The following is a 14,038-nucleotide window of genomic DNA, read 5'->3' on the forward strand; positions in this document are numbered from 1 at the left end:
CAGAACGTCAGTCATCTCATGGCTCAACATGACAACTCGGGTGGTGGCAGCTTGACCTCGCACATCGGAGGCATCTTCCGTGACGGTCCGGTGAGGAGGGTCCTGGAGCTCGCCGCCATGGTGCGGGAGTCCGAGGGGACGTTGTCTCTCGACGACGAGTTGCGGCGCTTCGTCCGCGTCACGGCCGCGACCAGTTCTGCGGAGTGGCTGTGCCCGGTCACGACGGTGACCGCGCTGCTCGACCACGTCGCCGACCTCTGTGCCGACGGCACGGACGGCATGCCGCCGCTGTTCCGTGACCTCCTGCGGCGAGCCGGCGCCGGGACGGATGCCACCGCGTGCCTGCGTTCCCTGACGGGGAAGCTCCGGGCACTGGACCAGCGACCGGCGGACGACCACGACCAACTGCCCATGGCCCGCTGGGAGATCGGCGTCAGGTTCCCGCACCTTGCCAGTTTCGGTGTCAACTGGGTGTACGAGGGGGATCACGCAACCCTTGAGGACTCCTTCCAGGCCGCTGTCGAGTCCGAGCACCCCTTCTGCGACGCGTTCCTGACTCCGCTCACCGCCGAGGCCCAGTCCGCCCTCGTGCTCTTCCCCAGCGAGCGGGCGATGACCGCCGTCCTGACTCCCGTCATCGGATGGGCGACGCCACAAGCCCTGCGCGGGCTGCTGCGCACCGTCGACGACCACATGCAGCGCGAGCACGCCGCTGCGCCCTGACTCCGCATCCCGCCGGGGGAAGCATCCACCATGCCGTCCCGGAACCGATCCGCCGCCCCCGCTGTGCGGGAGCGGCTGGCTCGGACCTGTCCGGCCGATCGTGGTCGTGGACGGTCCAGCATGATGCCGGAGTGAGCATCATCGTCGAGTTCTTCGCGGCTCCGGATGACGCGTCAGCGGCTCTGGTCCTTCAGACCGGGCCGCGACGCGCATTCGAGTCGCTCTCCTTCGGCAACTTCGATCCCGAAGAGGCTGTGGTCGAGTGGGAGTGTCTGTTTGCCGACGTCAGCTTCGAGCAACTCGTTGAAGCTGACGAGCCTCGTATCGTCGCCGGCCAGGACGATGACGGGTGCGTCGTCTTCGCGGTCTCGCCTCGCCTGTCCGCAGCGCTCGCCGAGGCCGAGCGGTCCGAGGTGAAGGATGCCGCTGTCGCGTGGTCCTCCCAGCGGGCGGAGGACGGCGAGGCCATCGACCCGGAGATCGCCGAAGTGATCCTGAGTGACCTGGCTGCTCTCGCCGGCAGTGCCCGACGCCAGGACCAGAACGTCTACTGCTGGTTCGCGTAGGAGTTCACGTTCGGAACCGAATCGCAACGGACGCCGCGGTGGCGGTGCCGAGGAAGACGTAACCGCGCCTGTCGTAGCGTGTGGCAGCGGCTCGGGACTGCTTGAGGCGGTTGATCGTCCATTCGACGGTATTGCGTTGCTTGCAGCGGTTCTCGTCGAAGCGGCCCGGTCGTCCGCCGCGCGATCCTTCGCGCAGGCGGGCTGCCTGGCTGTCGGTCTTCTCCGGGATGACGTGCCGGGCGTGCGGACGTGTCCGGCCGGGTCGGTCAGGTCCGGGCGGCCGGGGCGTCGGGGCCGCAGGAGAGGCGGGCCGCGTCCAGGGCCGGCTCCTCCTTCTTCGCGTTCTCGATCGGTGTGGAGCATTCCAGGGTGCCTGAGCCGTCGATGACCCAGCCGGCGGCCCGGCCCGTCACGGGTTTGCCGTCCCCGCAGGTGTGCCGGAAGTCGGCGGTGACCTGTCGCACCCAGGCGTACTGCACGAAGGTTCCGACGCCGTCGATGGCGGTGCTGCCGTTGTCGAGGTCCGGTGCGGCCCTGTGGACGTTGGTGAACTCGGTGCTCACGCCGTCGTCGTCGGCGTTCGCTTCCCCGATGAGGACGGCCAGCGAGCGGAGGGCGTGCTCCGCATCGCCTGCCGGCGATCCCTTCTCGAAGGTGACGGCGGTGCGCGGTGTGTGAAGCGGCGTCAGCTGGTGCGTGAGCTCGGCACCTTTCCTGTCGATCTTCTCCTTCTCGGCGACACCCGTCAGGACGTGCCGCTGGTCCACGTTGAACCACGAGTAGGTGCCGTCCTGGCAGGTGGTGCCGGCCGCGGTTGTGGCCGGGGCTGCGGCTGTGGCCTTGGCGGCCGGCGCGTCGCCGTCCGCGGTACAGGCAGCCGTGCCCGCCAGCACCACGGCAACAGCGCACGCCGGCAGAAAGGTCTTCTTGGTCTTCACGTTCTCGTCCCCCGGAACCACTGGTCAGATGGTGCGGTCGATCATGCCCAGCAGGCCACCTGCCGAACAAGGGACTTGAGCCACCTCTGAACTCGTGCTCGGGCAGGCAACGACGATGTCACCCCTTGCTGGCTCCCGCCAGGATCTCTGACAACCGCCGCGTCGTGCGCAAAAGCGTCAGCTTCGGTACCGCCTGCTTCAACCGGGACGCATCCACTCCCTACACGCGCGTGAACGTGTCCTGGTCGTCATCACCGATGCTCGGCCCGAGGCGTCACGCCTTGGTGAGGGTGACGTCGGCGGACCGTTCGCCGGTGCCGGCGCGGCCACCCGTTGAACGGGTTGTCGGCCGGCTCGCCCGCCAGAGCACGGGTGCTTGCGTTACTGCAGCACCTCTCCGGGGATCACAAGATTTGTTGTCCGCGGACAACGTGCCGACCACCTCTCCGGTACTGGTCCCGTCAAGGCCAAAGAAGAGTCAACTTGTTTCTGTGCCACCGGAGAACACCCAGCCGGGGCACTTCCCGTACGGCGACGCTCTTCGTGTCATTCAGCGCCTGCTCCGGAAGGTGGAAAGGCCAGCCCTCGTCCAAGGAGGCCGACTCTGGATGCGGATCCCGGAGCTCGCCTACCTGCGCAAGTACGACACCCTTGCCCAGATCGCCGCCGACTTCGGCGTATCTGTGGGCACCGCCCACGCCTACACCACCACCGTCGTGCGACTCCTCGCGGGCCGGGCTCCGGGCCCGCTCACGACCCTGCATGAGGAGGCCCGGACTACGTGCTCCTGGACGGCACCTTCAGCGAGTGCGATCGCCCGGGAGGCTCTCTCCCGCCCTGCCGGGTCGATGCCACGACCTGACCGCCGCCCGCACCCATCGCATCATCCGGATCTGCGAACGCCAGGGCGTCCCGATCGTCGCCGACCACATCAACGCGCTCGGCAGGTACTCCTTCCAGCTCCCCGACCTGCCCGGAGGGCTCCGGCCTCTGCGTGACGAGGATGCTGCAGCTGAACCGTCCTGACCCGCTGGCGGGAAGCGCGACGCCGTATAGCGTCGATAGACGCTATACGTGCTTCCAGAGTAATTTTATGTACCATCACTACATGGCGAAGGAAGCTTCATCGGCCCGGCGAACCCGCGCGCTGATCATCGACGCGGCCGCCGATCTTCTGGCGGCATCAGCCAGTGGGGAGTTCTCGACCCGCGAAGTGTGCGACGCGGCCGGCGTCACAGCGCCGACCCTGTACCACCACTTCGGCGACAAGGACGGGCTGCTGCGAGAGGTGGCGGCGGACAGGTTCAGCCGCTACCTGACCCGCAAGCAGGCTCTGGAGACGACCGGGGATCCGGTCGAGGACTTGCTTCGCGGCTGGGACATGCACGTGGAGTTCGGGGTGACCAACCCCGCGATCTACAACATCATGTACGGCCGCCCGACAGGCGGCGGTACGACTCCGGCGGATCACGCCCACGCCGTTCTCGTGGCGATGATGCGTGACCTGGAGCGAGCCGGACGGCTGCGCATGCCGATCGGGACGGCCGCGGACATGGTGGCCTCGGCCGCGGTAGGGGTCACTTTGCATCTGATCCGCACCCGTGCGGCAGCCGGCGACCCCCTGTCGGCCCTCGTGCGTGACGCCGTCACCGCGGCAGTCATCGGCCCGCCGGCCGTCCCTGGGGCGGCTTCGGTGACGCCGCGGCTCGCGCGAGCCGCCGCGCGACTGGAAGCGGAGATGCCGCATGGCTCCGTCGGCACGTTGCGTGCCTCGGAAGTCACGCTGTTGCGCGAATGGCTGGCCCAGCTGTCCGTCCCAGACCCCACGGCAGGCGGCGCCCCGTCCTGAGGGCGCCCTCCAGGGCGACTGGTCACACCGTCGGCAGGCTCCCCCCATCTGCGGACTCGACATGAAGGAGGAGTACGTGAGCACCATCCAGCACACGGATCAGGTCCTCAGCGAAGACGAGATCCAGAGCGTCTTGGACGGCATCGCGCAAGGCTTCGGCCACCCCATGCGCTCGCCGATCCTCAAGACCCCGGCCGATCACGGCCTGGCCTTCCAGGAGGTGTTCTTCCCCTCCATGGACGGCGTGCCGTTGGAAGCCTGGTACATCCCCTGCGATGGATCGGACAAGCTGATCATCGCCAATCACCCCCTGTGGTTCAGCCGCTACGGCTTTCCCGCCCACCTGGAGCCGTGGAAGTCGATCGGCGCGAGTACCGGCAACGACTTCGAGGTCGACTTCGTGCCCGACTACCGCATCCTGCACGAGGCCGGATACAACGTCCTCACCTACGACATGCGCAACCTCGGCCACAGCGGAACCGGCAACGGCGGCATCGGCAGCGGTGGCCGCTTCGAAGCCCGCGACGTCGTCGGCTCCCTGCAGTATGTGCGCGGCCGCGAAGACCTCAAGGACATGACCGTCGGTCTGTTCAGCCGATGCCAGGGCTCCAACGCGACCATGTTCGCCATGCAGATGTACCCCGAACATTTCGAAGGCGTGCGCTGCGTCGTTTCCCCGCAGCCGCTGTCGGTCGGCGTGACCATGCAGCGCACCCTGGAGATGCTGGGCCTGCCCGAGCGCATCGCCGAGCTGGAGGAAAAGGTCCGCCGGATCGTCAGCTTCCCCTTCTCCGAGATGTCACCGGTCGAGGCCGCCAAAAGCGTCACCATCCCCACCTTCCTCTACCAGGTCCACGACGACCTGCTGACCCGCCCCGACGACGTCCAGGCGATGTTCGACAACATCCCGACCGAGGACAAGAAACTCGTTTGGGTCCACGGAACCACCGCCCGCTGGGACGGCTACCTGCACTTCCAGCGCGAGCCCAAGGAAATGCTGGACTGGTTCGCCATCCACATGAAGTAGCCCCAGCCCTCATCCGCCACACCAGAAAGGGGCGGGCCACGCCGGCAACGTCTTGGCCCGCCCCCAGCGACGCAAGGCGCAAACCAGCGCCACCAGGCCTTGGGGCACTTGGCGAGGACCTTCCTCATGCCCCGGTTGTGCGTGCTGGGCGTGCGGTGCGTGAGGTACCGGTCCTTTGCGTGTGGCGTACTCATCGGCACCAGTCACTTCGGACGCCTGCGCCACCCTTGAGCCGGATTGCTGGCGCTCGTTGAAACTCCCCCGCTGCTGCTCAAAGGCTCCCCGGGCTCGCTCACCTCATTTCCCATCCACCGGGGTTCAGGTCGGTTTTTGATGGGTTCCTGCATCGGGGAGGTTCCGCGTGGCCTCTGCCGACGTGCGTTACCCGTGGTCGGCCCCGACTGTGTCGGCGCGGGAGTCGGTGGAGACGCCTACGGCCGAGGCCGTGGCGATGACTTCGTCCAGGACGTCGCGGGAGCGGAGCAGGTCGGCGATCGTTCGATTGATGCGCTCCCGTTCCGCGGAAAGGTCCTTGACCAGTTGCTGCGTGGCGATCTCGCTCGGAGCTCCGTCCGCGTCCCGCATGCACGGGAGCAACTGCGCGATCTTCTTGCTGTTCAGTCCCGCGGCGTAAAGGGCCTGGATGCGGATGACCCGGTCGACCGCCCACTCACCGTATTGCCGTTGGCCACCCGGTGTCCGCTCGGCCCTCAGCAGTCCCTGCGTCTCGTAGTAGCGCAGTGAACGCTTGCTCACGCCACTGCGCCGGGCCAGTTCACCGATCCGCATCGCCCACCCCGCATGCCCACCTTGGACTTGAACCTGACACTGATGTCAACTTCTACCGTACGTGGCATGACGAACGCATCAGCTGTTTCCCGCCTCTTCGAGCCCGCTTCCCTGGGTACCCTGCATCTGCCGAACCGCCTGGTGATGGCGCCCATGACCCGCAACCGCGCCACGGCCGACGGCGTACCTCAACCGATCATGGCCACCTACTACGCCCAGCGTGCTTCAGCCGGACTGATCATCGCCGAGGCGTCCACGCCGAACGCCGTAGGGCAGACCTACCCCAACATCACCGCCATCTACAACGACGCCCACGTGGCCGGATGGCGGCATGTCACCGACGCCGTGCGTGCCGCGGGGGGCCGGATGTTCCTGCAACTGCAGCACGGCGGCCGGGTCGGTCACCCCGACACCAGCGGAATGACGCCCGTCGCCCCCTCGCCCGTCCCGCTCCCGGAGACGATCTTCACACCCGGTGGCCACCGGAGCGCCGTGGTGCCCCGTGAGATGACGATCGACGAGATCCGCGCCACCGTGGCCGACTTCGCCGCTGCCGCGCGCAACGCCATCGACGCCGGATTCGCCGGTGTGGAGGTGCACGCCGCCAACGGCTACCTCCTCCACCAGTTCCTGGCACAGGGAACGAACCACCGCACCGACGCCTACGGCGGCTCCGTCGCCGGCCGGATCCGGTTCGTCGTGGAGGTGGCCCGTGCCGTCGCCGACGCGGTCGGTCCCGAACGGGTAGGGATACGGATCGCTCCCGGGCTCACCGTCAACGGCATCGACGAGGGCGACACCGAGAAGATCTATCCAGCCCTCATCAGCGGCCTGGCCGATGCCGGCCTCGCCTACCTCCACATGGTCTTCGCGGACCCCCACCAGCCGCTCTTCCAGGAGATCCGCAGGATCTGGCCCGGCACGCTGATCGCCAACCCGGACCTCGGATGGGGCAAACCGCTACCGGCCGACGGTGGACGGGACAAGAGCGAGCAGCTCCTCGCCGCCGGAGCCGACCTGATCTCACTCGGCCGACCGTTCCTCGCCAACCCCGACCTGGTGGAACGACTGCGCATCGGCGCCCCCGTCAACCAGGTGCGGGACGAGGGCCTGATGTACACGGGTGGTCCGGCCGGATACACCGACTATCCCCTGCTGGCCGACCTCCAGCACCGGGCTGAGACGCCGGAGCCCGTCGGACCATGACCACCAGGGACCGGCCCCACCCTGCCGGCCGGCCCCTCTGTCGCGTCTTGGCCATCCCCTCTCGTCGAGGTCGCAACCGCGTGAGGAGGAAGAGCGGGACTGGTGATTTCCAAGTCCCTCATCAGGATCCACCAGGAGCCAGGAAGCCAAAGCTCGGTGACGAGGACGGGGCCGCCCGGCTCGAGAGCAGGGGCGAGCACGTAGTCGGAACGGCTCGGCGCGGTAGGCGGTGACCTCGAGCAGGATCGGTTCGGGGTGTTCGAACCGCTGCAGCCGCAGCGGCCGCCCATCTGCCGACCTCATGCCGCGCCCGCGAGCTCGTGCCGGCGCGGCACCCCTGTAGCGGTTCCTCTGGCATGCTTCGTGGCCGATGACGCGGAAGGGTGGGAGGCCGGATGAGCGACCGGATACCTGACAGGGACGGAGACGGAGACGGAGACGGGGGCGGGTCCACCAAGGCGCCGAGGAGACGACGTTCCTGTCTTTTCGTGGCCGTGTTCGCGGTCCTGGTCGCGGCCGGAGGCGTGACCGGGCTCTTCTGGGACGACCTGACGCATCCTTTCGGTGATCCCCGCGCCTGCGACGGCAGCGAGGTGGCCCTGCCGGCAGCGATCGAGGCGGGCGGGGCGATGCTGCCGCAGGACGCCACCGATGTCCGGTACTACACCCACGACGGCAAGGCAATCGTCTCCTTCGTCAGTGACCAGGTGCCGGACTACCTGGTGCGGGCCGGGCTGATTCCCGATACGGATTCACTCTTCGCCGACAGGGATGTCGTCAAGTACGCCATGAACCCCGGGGATACGGAGCTGCCGGAGGGGTTGTGCGGGGAAAGCCTGCGGGCACCGGCCTGGTCCAGCACGCCTCGGTACGGAACGATCCTCGTCGAGCGCGCGCCTTCAGGTGCCGAGGAGCTGCGGAGTCCGGCGCGGGTGCAGGTGACGTTCCGGTACACGGACCCTGTGTCCTGAGCGGACGGCGCGGGACCGTCGCCGGATCGTGAACTCAGAACATATTTCGTCCGCTGCACCGCTTGCCCGCCCTTTGCGTAAAGGCCCCTGCCGACGACGACCGCGCGGTGCGCATGGAGGCACTCTGCGCGACAGCGATCGGCGTCAGGATCTGACCCGCTCTTGTCTTCGCGCAGATGACGGCCTGGAGTTCCCCTGCCGTGCGGCCAGCTCCATGTGTCCGGGCGGACGTTCCCGTGTCAGGGCGCGAGGTCCGGGGTCTCCCGTGACGCGCCAGGTGCCGTCGGACTGTTGCTCGCACACCAGGTAGGTGGTGATCGCGGTGTCCTCGGTCGTCATCGTGGTGATGCCGGCCAGGGCGAGGGTGTAGGTGGCTCGAACGACAGTCTTGGTTCCTTCCCGGCGGACGGTCTTCGTGGTGATCCCCACCGGCTTGCGCACCGTGCCCGGGGGCGGGGCGTCCCAGACCGGCTGGCCGAGGCCGCGTTCCGGGTTGTCCGGGTCCATGTACGCCTCGGCCCGCCGGGGCGGGGCGGTGGGCGTCGGCAGCAGTCTCGCGGGCCCCGAGGTAGGCGACGGCTGGCGACTCGGGGTCGGTGAGGCGTGCCGTGCGGGTGGGGGCCGGGCCGGGCGGGTGCTGCTGGTAGGCCAGTGGCCGGACCGGGGAACCGGGCGAGGGGGCGCTGCCGGCTCCGTCCTCGGAGTCGGCGCCGCAGCCGCAGCAGGTCGTATGCCTGCTTGAACTCGTGGACGCAGAGGTCACGGGCCTCCTTCCCGGTGGTCCGCGCCAGGCCGAAGTCACCGCCCGCCGCGTCGTGCAGCCGGTTGGCCTCGTCCCGTATGTCGTCGACGTCCATGGTCAGCTCCTCGAAGAAGTCCAGGACGCCGGTGGTGCCGCGCGCGTCTTCCCATCCGGGCTGTAGGGGGCGGTCAATCACCGTGCCGCCGCTCCACGAGAGAAAGAGCAAGCCTCGGGGTGGCGGGTTGGGGAGCGTGCGTTCGTGTGGGACCGACCGGCAGATGATGGGTGGGGTGGCCCAGGCGGGCCCGAACCAAGGCAGGCGTGAGTCTGAGTGATCATGGGGTTCCTGACGCTCGGTGATCACCCGGAGCGCTCGTGCCTGCGGTCCGCATGCCTTTCGGAACCCCTGTGGGACCACTTCGCAGCTCTGCTGCAGTGCGGACCGGATACGCCAAGAGCCATCCGCCGGGTTGCCACCGGCGACGGGTTCCAGACCGGACCGTCTTCGAGTACATCGTGCTCGCGCTGGTCCACTGCTCCGGCTACGCGTCGTGGACTTCCACCTCTGCCTCACCGCCACTCTCGCCAGGCTCCGCATGCTCGTCCGACGCTCGACGAGCCGTTACCGCTGGGACGATCGCCCCACCACCCGACGCCTCAAGTGATCCATCTGCCGGTCGGCCTCAGCCCCAGTCCTGCAGCTGTTGGAGCAGGCCGGCGTCGCCCTCGATCCGCAGCGAGCTGGCCGGGATGCGCATGTACATGAGCAGGGCCATCTCGCTTGCCGTGCCGTAGATGGCGGCGGTGGGCTTGCTCTCGGCGGCCTCCGCCGCGGTGAGGCGGGTGAAACGGGAACCGGCGGCGTCCACTGTCTGGCGCCAGGAACCGGCCTCGGCTGCGTGGTAGTCCATGGTGGCGGGCTCGCCCGGCCACGGGACTGTGCCGGTGCAGACGGTGGCGAGGAACTCCTCGATGGCGTCGACCGCCTCGGTCGTCGGCAGCTCCTGCGGGGTGCCGGAGGCCAGCTGGGCGTCGTAGGTGTGGATCAGCGATTCCGGGACGCGGCGGCGGGCCACGGCGGCCACCGTGTGCGGCGAGGCCAGCGGCTCCCACCAGGCCCAGCAGCCCCGGTCCGGGCCGGCCTCGCGCAGAGCGGTGAGCAGCTGCTCCGTCGAGTCGGCCAGCCAGGTTATGAGGGCCTCGCGCTCCCTGGGCGCCGCCAGCCCGTCCTTGCTCGGCCGCTCGTCGCCCGGCGCGGTGTTCAGCACGATGTAGGCCCAGAAACGGTCCCCCTCACTGAGGTGGTTCGCCAGGTCGTACAGCGTCCAGCCCGGGCAGGACGGGACGTCGGCGTCGAGGCTGGGGGCCGCGGCGACGGCGGCGCGGAACGCGGCGGAACGCTCGTCGATCATCCGCAGCAGGTCGGGGAAGGGGAGATGACCAGTCATGCGGACCTTGTATCACCCGGACCGGGACTCTCGCACTCGATTAAGACCGACCGGCAGATGGATCACTTGAGGCGCCGGATGGTGGGGCGGCCGTCCCAGCGGTAGCGGCTCGTCGAGCGCCGGACGAGCATACGGGGCGTGACGAGAGTCGCGGCGAGGTGGAGGTAGAACTCAATAACCGCGCCGTTCCTCTCGGTGCAGCGCCGGAGCTTGCCGTAGCCGTTCATCCACGAGTGCGTCCGTTCCACGGCCCACCGCTTACCGGCCTGGATCGGTGCGGGTACACCCTTGCGGGCGATCTCACCGGTGAAGCCCGACTCCCGGAGCGGAGTGCGGGACTTGTTGTTGTCGTCGCCCCGGTCGAGGTTGACGTTACGTCCTCGGACAAGGGTCCCACCTGTGTGCCGGTCGTTCCAAGCCAGGTCAACCCTTCCGTGCGGTGAACACCGGAGCCCGAAACCGGTCCAGGAAAGGGAGATCTTGTCTAGCTCTCGGCCTCGATGTCGTAGGTGTGCGGGGTGGTGGGCGAATTGGGCGCGCGCCGGACGGCAGGCGGCGAAGGCGTTCCAGGCGGGAGAAGCCGGCCCAACAGTCGACCCGGGGGCTGGGAAGTTCTTGGGCGGGGGCGGGGTTGCGGGTCCGGGGTCCGGCTGCTGTCCTCGAGCCGCAGAGTGAGCAGCGGGCCTCTGAGGGTGCCGGTGTCGAGTACGGCCCCGGTGTGGTGGGCCACCGCTTCCAGCACGGGGGCCAGGCCGGGGTACTCCTCGTTCGATGCGTCGAGCCGTTCCTGGACCGCATCCCACCAGGGGTGCGGGGGATCCGGCCTGGTGTAGGTGAACCCGGGCTCGAACTGCTCGGTGCACCGTCCGTCACGCCAGTGGGCGAAACCGTTCATGCCGTCCCCTCCCCGCAGGACGCTGAAGGTTTCCGTGCCCTGGGACAGCGCGGACAGCGGGCCTGGCATCGCCCCCATCACCCCGTGGTCCTCGAAGCAGAACGACCAGACGCCCAGCGACCCGGCACGCAGCACCGACCCCTGTGGCAGGTTGCTGTCGTTGAGATGGCCGGCTTGCTGTCCGGTGAGGAGCCGGGCGGCTCGCGTGTCAGCCCCGTACCGGGCGAGTACCTCTTCCGGTGTGATGCCGTGGGTAAAGGTCACGCACCACATCACGGCGTGCTGATTTCCGGCCCATGCCCATGGCCTGGTCGTGGAGTCTTGCACGTGCGTCTCCTCCGGCTGCTGCGGGGCGGGGCCCCGGGTCGTCCTCGGGTCCCCGCCGCGGTGGTGCTGTGATGTACGTCAGGCGACGATGTTGACGTTGTACTTTTCGGTGTCGAGCACGCGGTCCCGCCCACGCGTCGGCCGGACGGTGTGCGGCCGGTCACCGCAGCCTTCGCCGCACACGCGGAAGCCCTGCACCAGATGCGGGGCTCCCGTTCTGTTCCGTGTCCGCGCCGACGCCTCTACCACCTGACGGTCTGCCCGTCCGCGCCGACCTCGACGGTGAACTTCTCCAGCCCGGGAGCGCCGGCCGCACGTCAGTGTCCGAGCCGCTCCTCCACCGCCTCCGCGCCGAACGCGACGATCTGCGCGGACAGGCACAACTCCTGGCCCGGATCGTCCACGTCCTGGAGATCGGGAACAGCAAGCTCAAGGAGAGCAACGCGGACCTGGAACAGCAGGTGGCAGACCATGCCTCGGTCCCCGACCTCACCCGCCGGAGGCGCCAGCTCCGACCCCTGTGCACCACCTTCGAGCAGCGCATCCGCATGCTCTGAGCAATCGCGTGCCGTAGCGGGGCGGCAGGCGATCCGGAAGAAGAAGGGGTCCAATCTCGAAGTTCCGTGACGGTCCGCCGACGGTGTCGGCGGACCGTTTTCGTGCCGTGGGCCGAGAGCGAGCAGGTTGAGGGCCCGGGTGTTTGATTCCTCACGCCTCGTCAAAGACCTCGAGCATGCGCTCGTACGCCGGCTTCGGCCGCAGGGCCGCGTCCCACGGCAGGGAATCGGCCGTGCGCGGAGGGTAGATCTTGGTGTCGGCGGTGGAACCGTACCGGTCGGTGAATCCCCATGTGGAGAACGATGTGCAGTTCGGCTCCTCCAGGCAGACCCGCAGCTTGCCCGCCATCTCATCAGCCTGGGTCTGCCGCCCGTCCTCCTCGTCCTCACCTATGGGGACGTCCATCTCCGACACCCGCGTCTGAACCCCGAGCTCCGCCAGATCCCGCACGTGGCTGCGGAAGGTCTCCGGGTCGATGCGGTCGCCGGGTGCGTACTCATGGTTCTGGAAACCCACGCCGTCGATCGGTACGCCGCGTTCCTTGAGCCGCTTGACCAGATCGTAAAGGGCGTCCCACCGCTCGCCTTCCTCTTCGACCCCGTACTCGTTGAGGAACAGCCGTGCCTTCGGATCGGCCCGGTGGGCGGCCCTGAACGCCTCGTCGATGTACTCCTCGCCCATGGCCTCGAACCACGGGCTCTGCTCGGAGCGCAGACCGAGATCCCCGTTGGTGTAGCTCTTCTCGTCGTCGGACATGGGCTCGTTGACCACATCCCATTCCGCGACCCTTCCCTTGAAGTGCCCGGCGACCATGGCGATGTGCCGGAGCATGGTCCGGCGCACCTCCTCGGGGTCGTCGTTCTCCCGCATCCAGTGGGGCAGAGCCTCGTGCCAGACGAGGGTGTGCGCGTGCACCTTCATGTCGTTCGCGCGGGCGAAGCGTACGAGTAGGTCCGCGTCGCGGAAGTCGTAGACGCCCCGGCGTGGGTGGAGGAACTGTGGCTTGAACGCGTTCTCCGGAGTGAGCATGGAGAACTGGCTCCCCGCGAGCGCCCGGTAGCGTGAGTCGGTGAGCAGCGGGTTCTCGGCCAGGGCGGCGCCGACGTCGAACGGCCGCCCCACGTCCGCGGCCCGCGCACGCAGCGAGTCGTCGGGCTGCTCCTGGCGTAGCTGCGGCGCCTTGACCACGCGGAGCGAGTCGCCGCTCTCCGCCCGCGCGGTCAGCTGCGTCAGACGCCATCCCTCGCGGCGCTCGTCTTCGCCCGCGTCCGCCTCCAGACCGAACCAGACAGTGCCCTCGGCGAACACCCCCGGGTCCTGCACGGTTCCCAGCCGCCGCCCGTCGGCTTTCACGCGGAAGGTGTCACCGATGCTCGACACGGCGAGCGTCACCGTTCCGGAGCAGCCGCAGTCGAAATCCTTGGAGGTGGCCGGCTCATCGCCCTCGCCGTCCCATATCTGTACCTTCACCTGTCCGTCGGCGGTCACGCCGACGCGGAGTGAGGGCCGCTCCTGCCGCCACTCGTCGTAGATGACCGGTACCCGCCCGTACAGCCGCAGCCATGAGCCGCCGCCATCGTCACCCACACCGGACATGCGCGCGGTGACGGTGAAGTCGCCGTCGGACCTGAGATGCGGGCCGGCCAGGTTCAGCGGGGGGTTGGGCTGGCCGCCGGAGGAGTCCTGCTCCACGATGCGCCGATCCGTTGCGCCGACCCGCAGGATGTCGTTCCGCGCGGTGGTGCCCGGCATCTGCTTCCAGTCGTGGTTCCGCAGCAGGTCTTCGTCGTTCCCGCCGCCCGCGCCTTCGCCCTGCCCCGTACACCCGGCCGCCACCGCCATGACGAGCACCACGGCGGTCAGTCGCTGCCACGTCCCCCCACCAAGGCCCACGGCCCCTCCCGCTCTCTTGTTCGAGACGAGATCAACATCTCGAAACCGGGACACAGTTCATCACACATGAGGTACGGCGGCCTCGTGGTTACCCGGTGCGTGAAAC

The 14,038-nt window shown here is 68.5% G+C and carries 14 protein-coding genes and 4 pseudogenes; 11 read left to right on the forward strand and 7 right to left on the reverse strand.

Going from position 1 to position 14,038, the window contains the following annotated elements:
• Positions 1 to 51 precede the first annotated feature (51 nt).
• Positions 52 to 723 (forward strand): hypothetical protein, encoded by a 672-nt coding sequence (locus tag A2U95_RS31440; protein ID WP_166029357.1) that lies wholly within the window; start codon positions 52 to 54, stop codon positions 721 to 723.
• Between the two features lie 131 nt (positions 724 to 854).
• A complete protein-coding gene (locus A2U95_RS31445; RefSeq protein WP_166029359.1) occupies positions 855 to 1,289 on the forward strand; it encodes a hypothetical protein in 435 nt (144 codons plus the stop codon).
• 266 nt (positions 1,290 to 1,555) lie between these two features.
• On the opposite strand, the gene A2U95_RS31450 is transcribed toward A2U95_RS31445, so the two are convergent.
• The gene (locus A2U95_RS31450) at positions 1,556 to 2,227 is read right to left on the reverse strand and encodes a hypothetical protein (protein WP_166029361.1); all 672 of its coding nucleotides are present in this window, start codon (positions 2,225 to 2,227) and stop codon (positions 1,556 to 1,558) included.
• 569 nt (positions 2,228 to 2,796) lie between these two features.
• On the opposite strand from A2U95_RS31450, the pseudogene A2U95_RS31455 reads away from it, so the two are divergent.
• The 3 genes and pseudogenes from A2U95_RS31455 to A2U95_RS31465 form a co-directional block, all read left to right on the forward strand.
• Positions 2,797 to 3,154 (forward strand): annotated as a pseudogene (locus A2U95_RS31455) (helix-turn-helix domain-containing protein); the annotation flags it as partial.
• Between the two features lie 181 nt (positions 3,155 to 3,335).
• Positions 3,336 to 4,076, forward strand: coding sequence for a TetR/AcrR family transcriptional regulator (locus A2U95_RS31460; protein ID WP_166029363.1), 741 nt, complete (start codon positions 3,336 to 3,338; stop codon positions 4,074 to 4,076).
• Positions 4,077 to 4,152: 76 nt separating this feature from the next.
• Positions 4,153 to 5,103 (forward strand): alpha/beta hydrolase family protein, encoded by a 951-nt coding sequence (locus tag A2U95_RS31465; protein WP_206283135.1) that lies wholly within the window; start codon positions 4,153 to 4,155, stop codon positions 5,101 to 5,103.
• A 381-nt stretch (positions 5,104 to 5,484) separates the two neighbouring features.
• On the opposite strand, the gene A2U95_RS31470 is transcribed toward A2U95_RS31465, so the two are convergent.
• Positions 5,485 to 5,892, reverse strand: a complete 408-nt coding sequence (locus A2U95_RS31470; RefSeq protein ID WP_166029367.1) for a MerR family transcriptional regulator — start codon at positions 5,890 to 5,892, stop codon at positions 5,485 to 5,487.
• 66 nt (positions 5,893 to 5,958) lie between these two features.
• Here A2U95_RS31470 and A2U95_RS31475 point away from each other — a divergent pair, with 66 nt between their 5' ends.
• Together A2U95_RS31475 and A2U95_RS31480 are read left to right on the forward strand one after the other, a co-directional pair.
• Positions 5,959 to 7,098 carry an alkene reductase gene (locus A2U95_RS31475; RefSeq protein ID WP_166029369.1) on the forward strand — a complete coding sequence of 380 codons (1,140 nt, stop codon included), beginning with the start codon at positions 5,959 to 5,961 and terminating at the stop codon, positions 7,096 to 7,098.
• A gap of 488 nt (positions 7,099 to 7,586) precedes the next feature.
• Entirely contained in the window at positions 7,587 to 8,069 is a 483-nt protein-coding gene (locus A2U95_RS31480; protein WP_166029371.1) for a hypothetical protein, read from the forward strand.
• A gap of 144 nt (positions 8,070 to 8,213) precedes the next feature.
• Here A2U95_RS31480 and A2U95_RS31485 read toward each other — a convergent pair whose 3' ends face one another.
• Positions 8,214 to 8,576 carry a hypothetical protein gene (locus A2U95_RS31485; protein WP_166029297.1) on the reverse strand — a complete coding sequence of 121 codons (363 nt, stop codon included), beginning with the start codon at positions 8,574 to 8,576 and terminating at the stop codon, positions 8,214 to 8,216.
• A gap of 239 nt (positions 8,577 to 8,815) precedes the next feature.
• Here A2U95_RS31485 and A2U95_RS32255 point away from each other — a divergent pair, with 239 nt between their 5' ends.
• From A2U95_RS32255 to A2U95_RS31495, 3 genes and pseudogenes are all read left to right on the forward strand, one after another.
• Positions 8,816 to 8,992: a hypothetical protein gene (locus tag A2U95_RS32255; protein ID WP_206283136.1), complete on the forward strand. Its 177-nt coding sequence runs from the start codon at positions 8,816 to 8,818 to the stop codon at positions 8,990 to 8,992.
• Positions 8,993 to 9,148: 156 nt separating this feature from the next.
• Positions 9,149 to 9,357: pseudogene (locus tag A2U95_RS33265) on the forward strand (hypothetical protein); the annotation flags it as partial.
• Positions 9,351 to 9,476: pseudogene (locus tag A2U95_RS31495) on the forward strand (IS5/IS1182 family transposase); the annotation flags it as partial. The pseudogenes A2U95_RS33265 and A2U95_RS31495, both read left to right, overlap by 7 nt.
• 18 nt (positions 9,477 to 9,494) lie before the next feature.
• Here the strand turns inward: A2U95_RS31495 and A2U95_RS31500 are convergent.
• From A2U95_RS31500 to A2U95_RS31510, 3 genes and pseudogenes are all read right to left on the reverse strand, one after another.
• Positions 9,495 to 10,259 carry a maleylpyruvate isomerase family mycothiol-dependent enzyme gene (locus A2U95_RS31500; protein ID WP_166029373.1) on the reverse strand — a complete coding sequence of 255 codons (765 nt, stop codon included), beginning with the start codon at positions 10,257 to 10,259 and terminating at the stop codon, positions 9,495 to 9,497.
• 62 nt (positions 10,260 to 10,321) lie between these two features.
• Positions 10,322 to 10,633: pseudogene (locus A2U95_RS31505) on the reverse strand (IS5/IS1182 family transposase); the annotation flags it as partial.
• Between the two features lie 110 nt (positions 10,634 to 10,743).
• On the reverse strand, positions 10,744 to 11,481 hold the full coding sequence (locus A2U95_RS31510; protein ID WP_277351013.1) for a DUF6461 domain-containing protein: 738 nt from the start codon (positions 11,479 to 11,481) through the stop codon (positions 10,744 to 10,746).
• A gap of 320 nt (positions 11,482 to 11,801) precedes the next feature.
• On the opposite strand from A2U95_RS31510, the gene A2U95_RS31515 reads away from it, so the two are divergent.
• Positions 11,802 to 12,038, forward strand: a complete 237-nt coding sequence (locus A2U95_RS31515; RefSeq protein WP_166029375.1) for a hypothetical protein — start codon at positions 11,802 to 11,804, stop codon at positions 12,036 to 12,038.
• A gap of 151 nt (positions 12,039 to 12,189) precedes the next feature.
• Here the strand turns inward: A2U95_RS31515 and A2U95_RS31520 are convergent, their stop codons facing one another.
• Entirely contained in the window at positions 12,190 to 13,932 is a 1,743-nt protein-coding gene (locus A2U95_RS31520) for an endo-1,4-beta-xylanase (RefSeq protein WP_166029377.1), read from the reverse strand.
• Positions 13,933 to 14,038: the final 106 nt, after the last annotated feature.

Source organism: Streptomyces chilikensis (assembly GCF_001642695.1).
Classification (GTDB): domain Bacteria; phylum Actinomycetota; class Actinomycetes; order Streptomycetales; family Streptomycetaceae; genus Streptomyces; species Streptomyces chilikensis.

Excerpts from the sequence above, each read along its gene's own strand:
- A2U95_RS31460 (WP_166029363.1), top strand. The coding sequence starts at position 3,336 with ATGGCGAAGGAAGCTTCATCGGCCCGGCGAACCCGCGCGCTGATCATC.
- A2U95_RS31470 (WP_166029367.1), bottom strand. The coding sequence starts at position 5,892 with ATGCGGATCGGTGAACTGGCCCGGCGCAGTGGCGTGAGCAAGCGTTCA.
- A2U95_RS31475 (WP_166029369.1), top strand. The coding sequence starts at position 5,959 with ATGACGAACGCATCAGCTGTTTCCCGCCTCTTCGAGCCCGCTTCCCTG.
- A2U95_RS31485 (WP_166029297.1), bottom strand. The coding sequence starts at position 8,576 with ATGGACCCGGACAACCCGGAACGCGGCCTCGGCCAGCCGGTCTGGGAC.
- A2U95_RS31500 (WP_166029373.1), bottom strand. The coding sequence starts at position 10,259 with ATGACTGGTCATCTCCCCTTCCCCGACCTGCTGCGGATGATCGACGAG.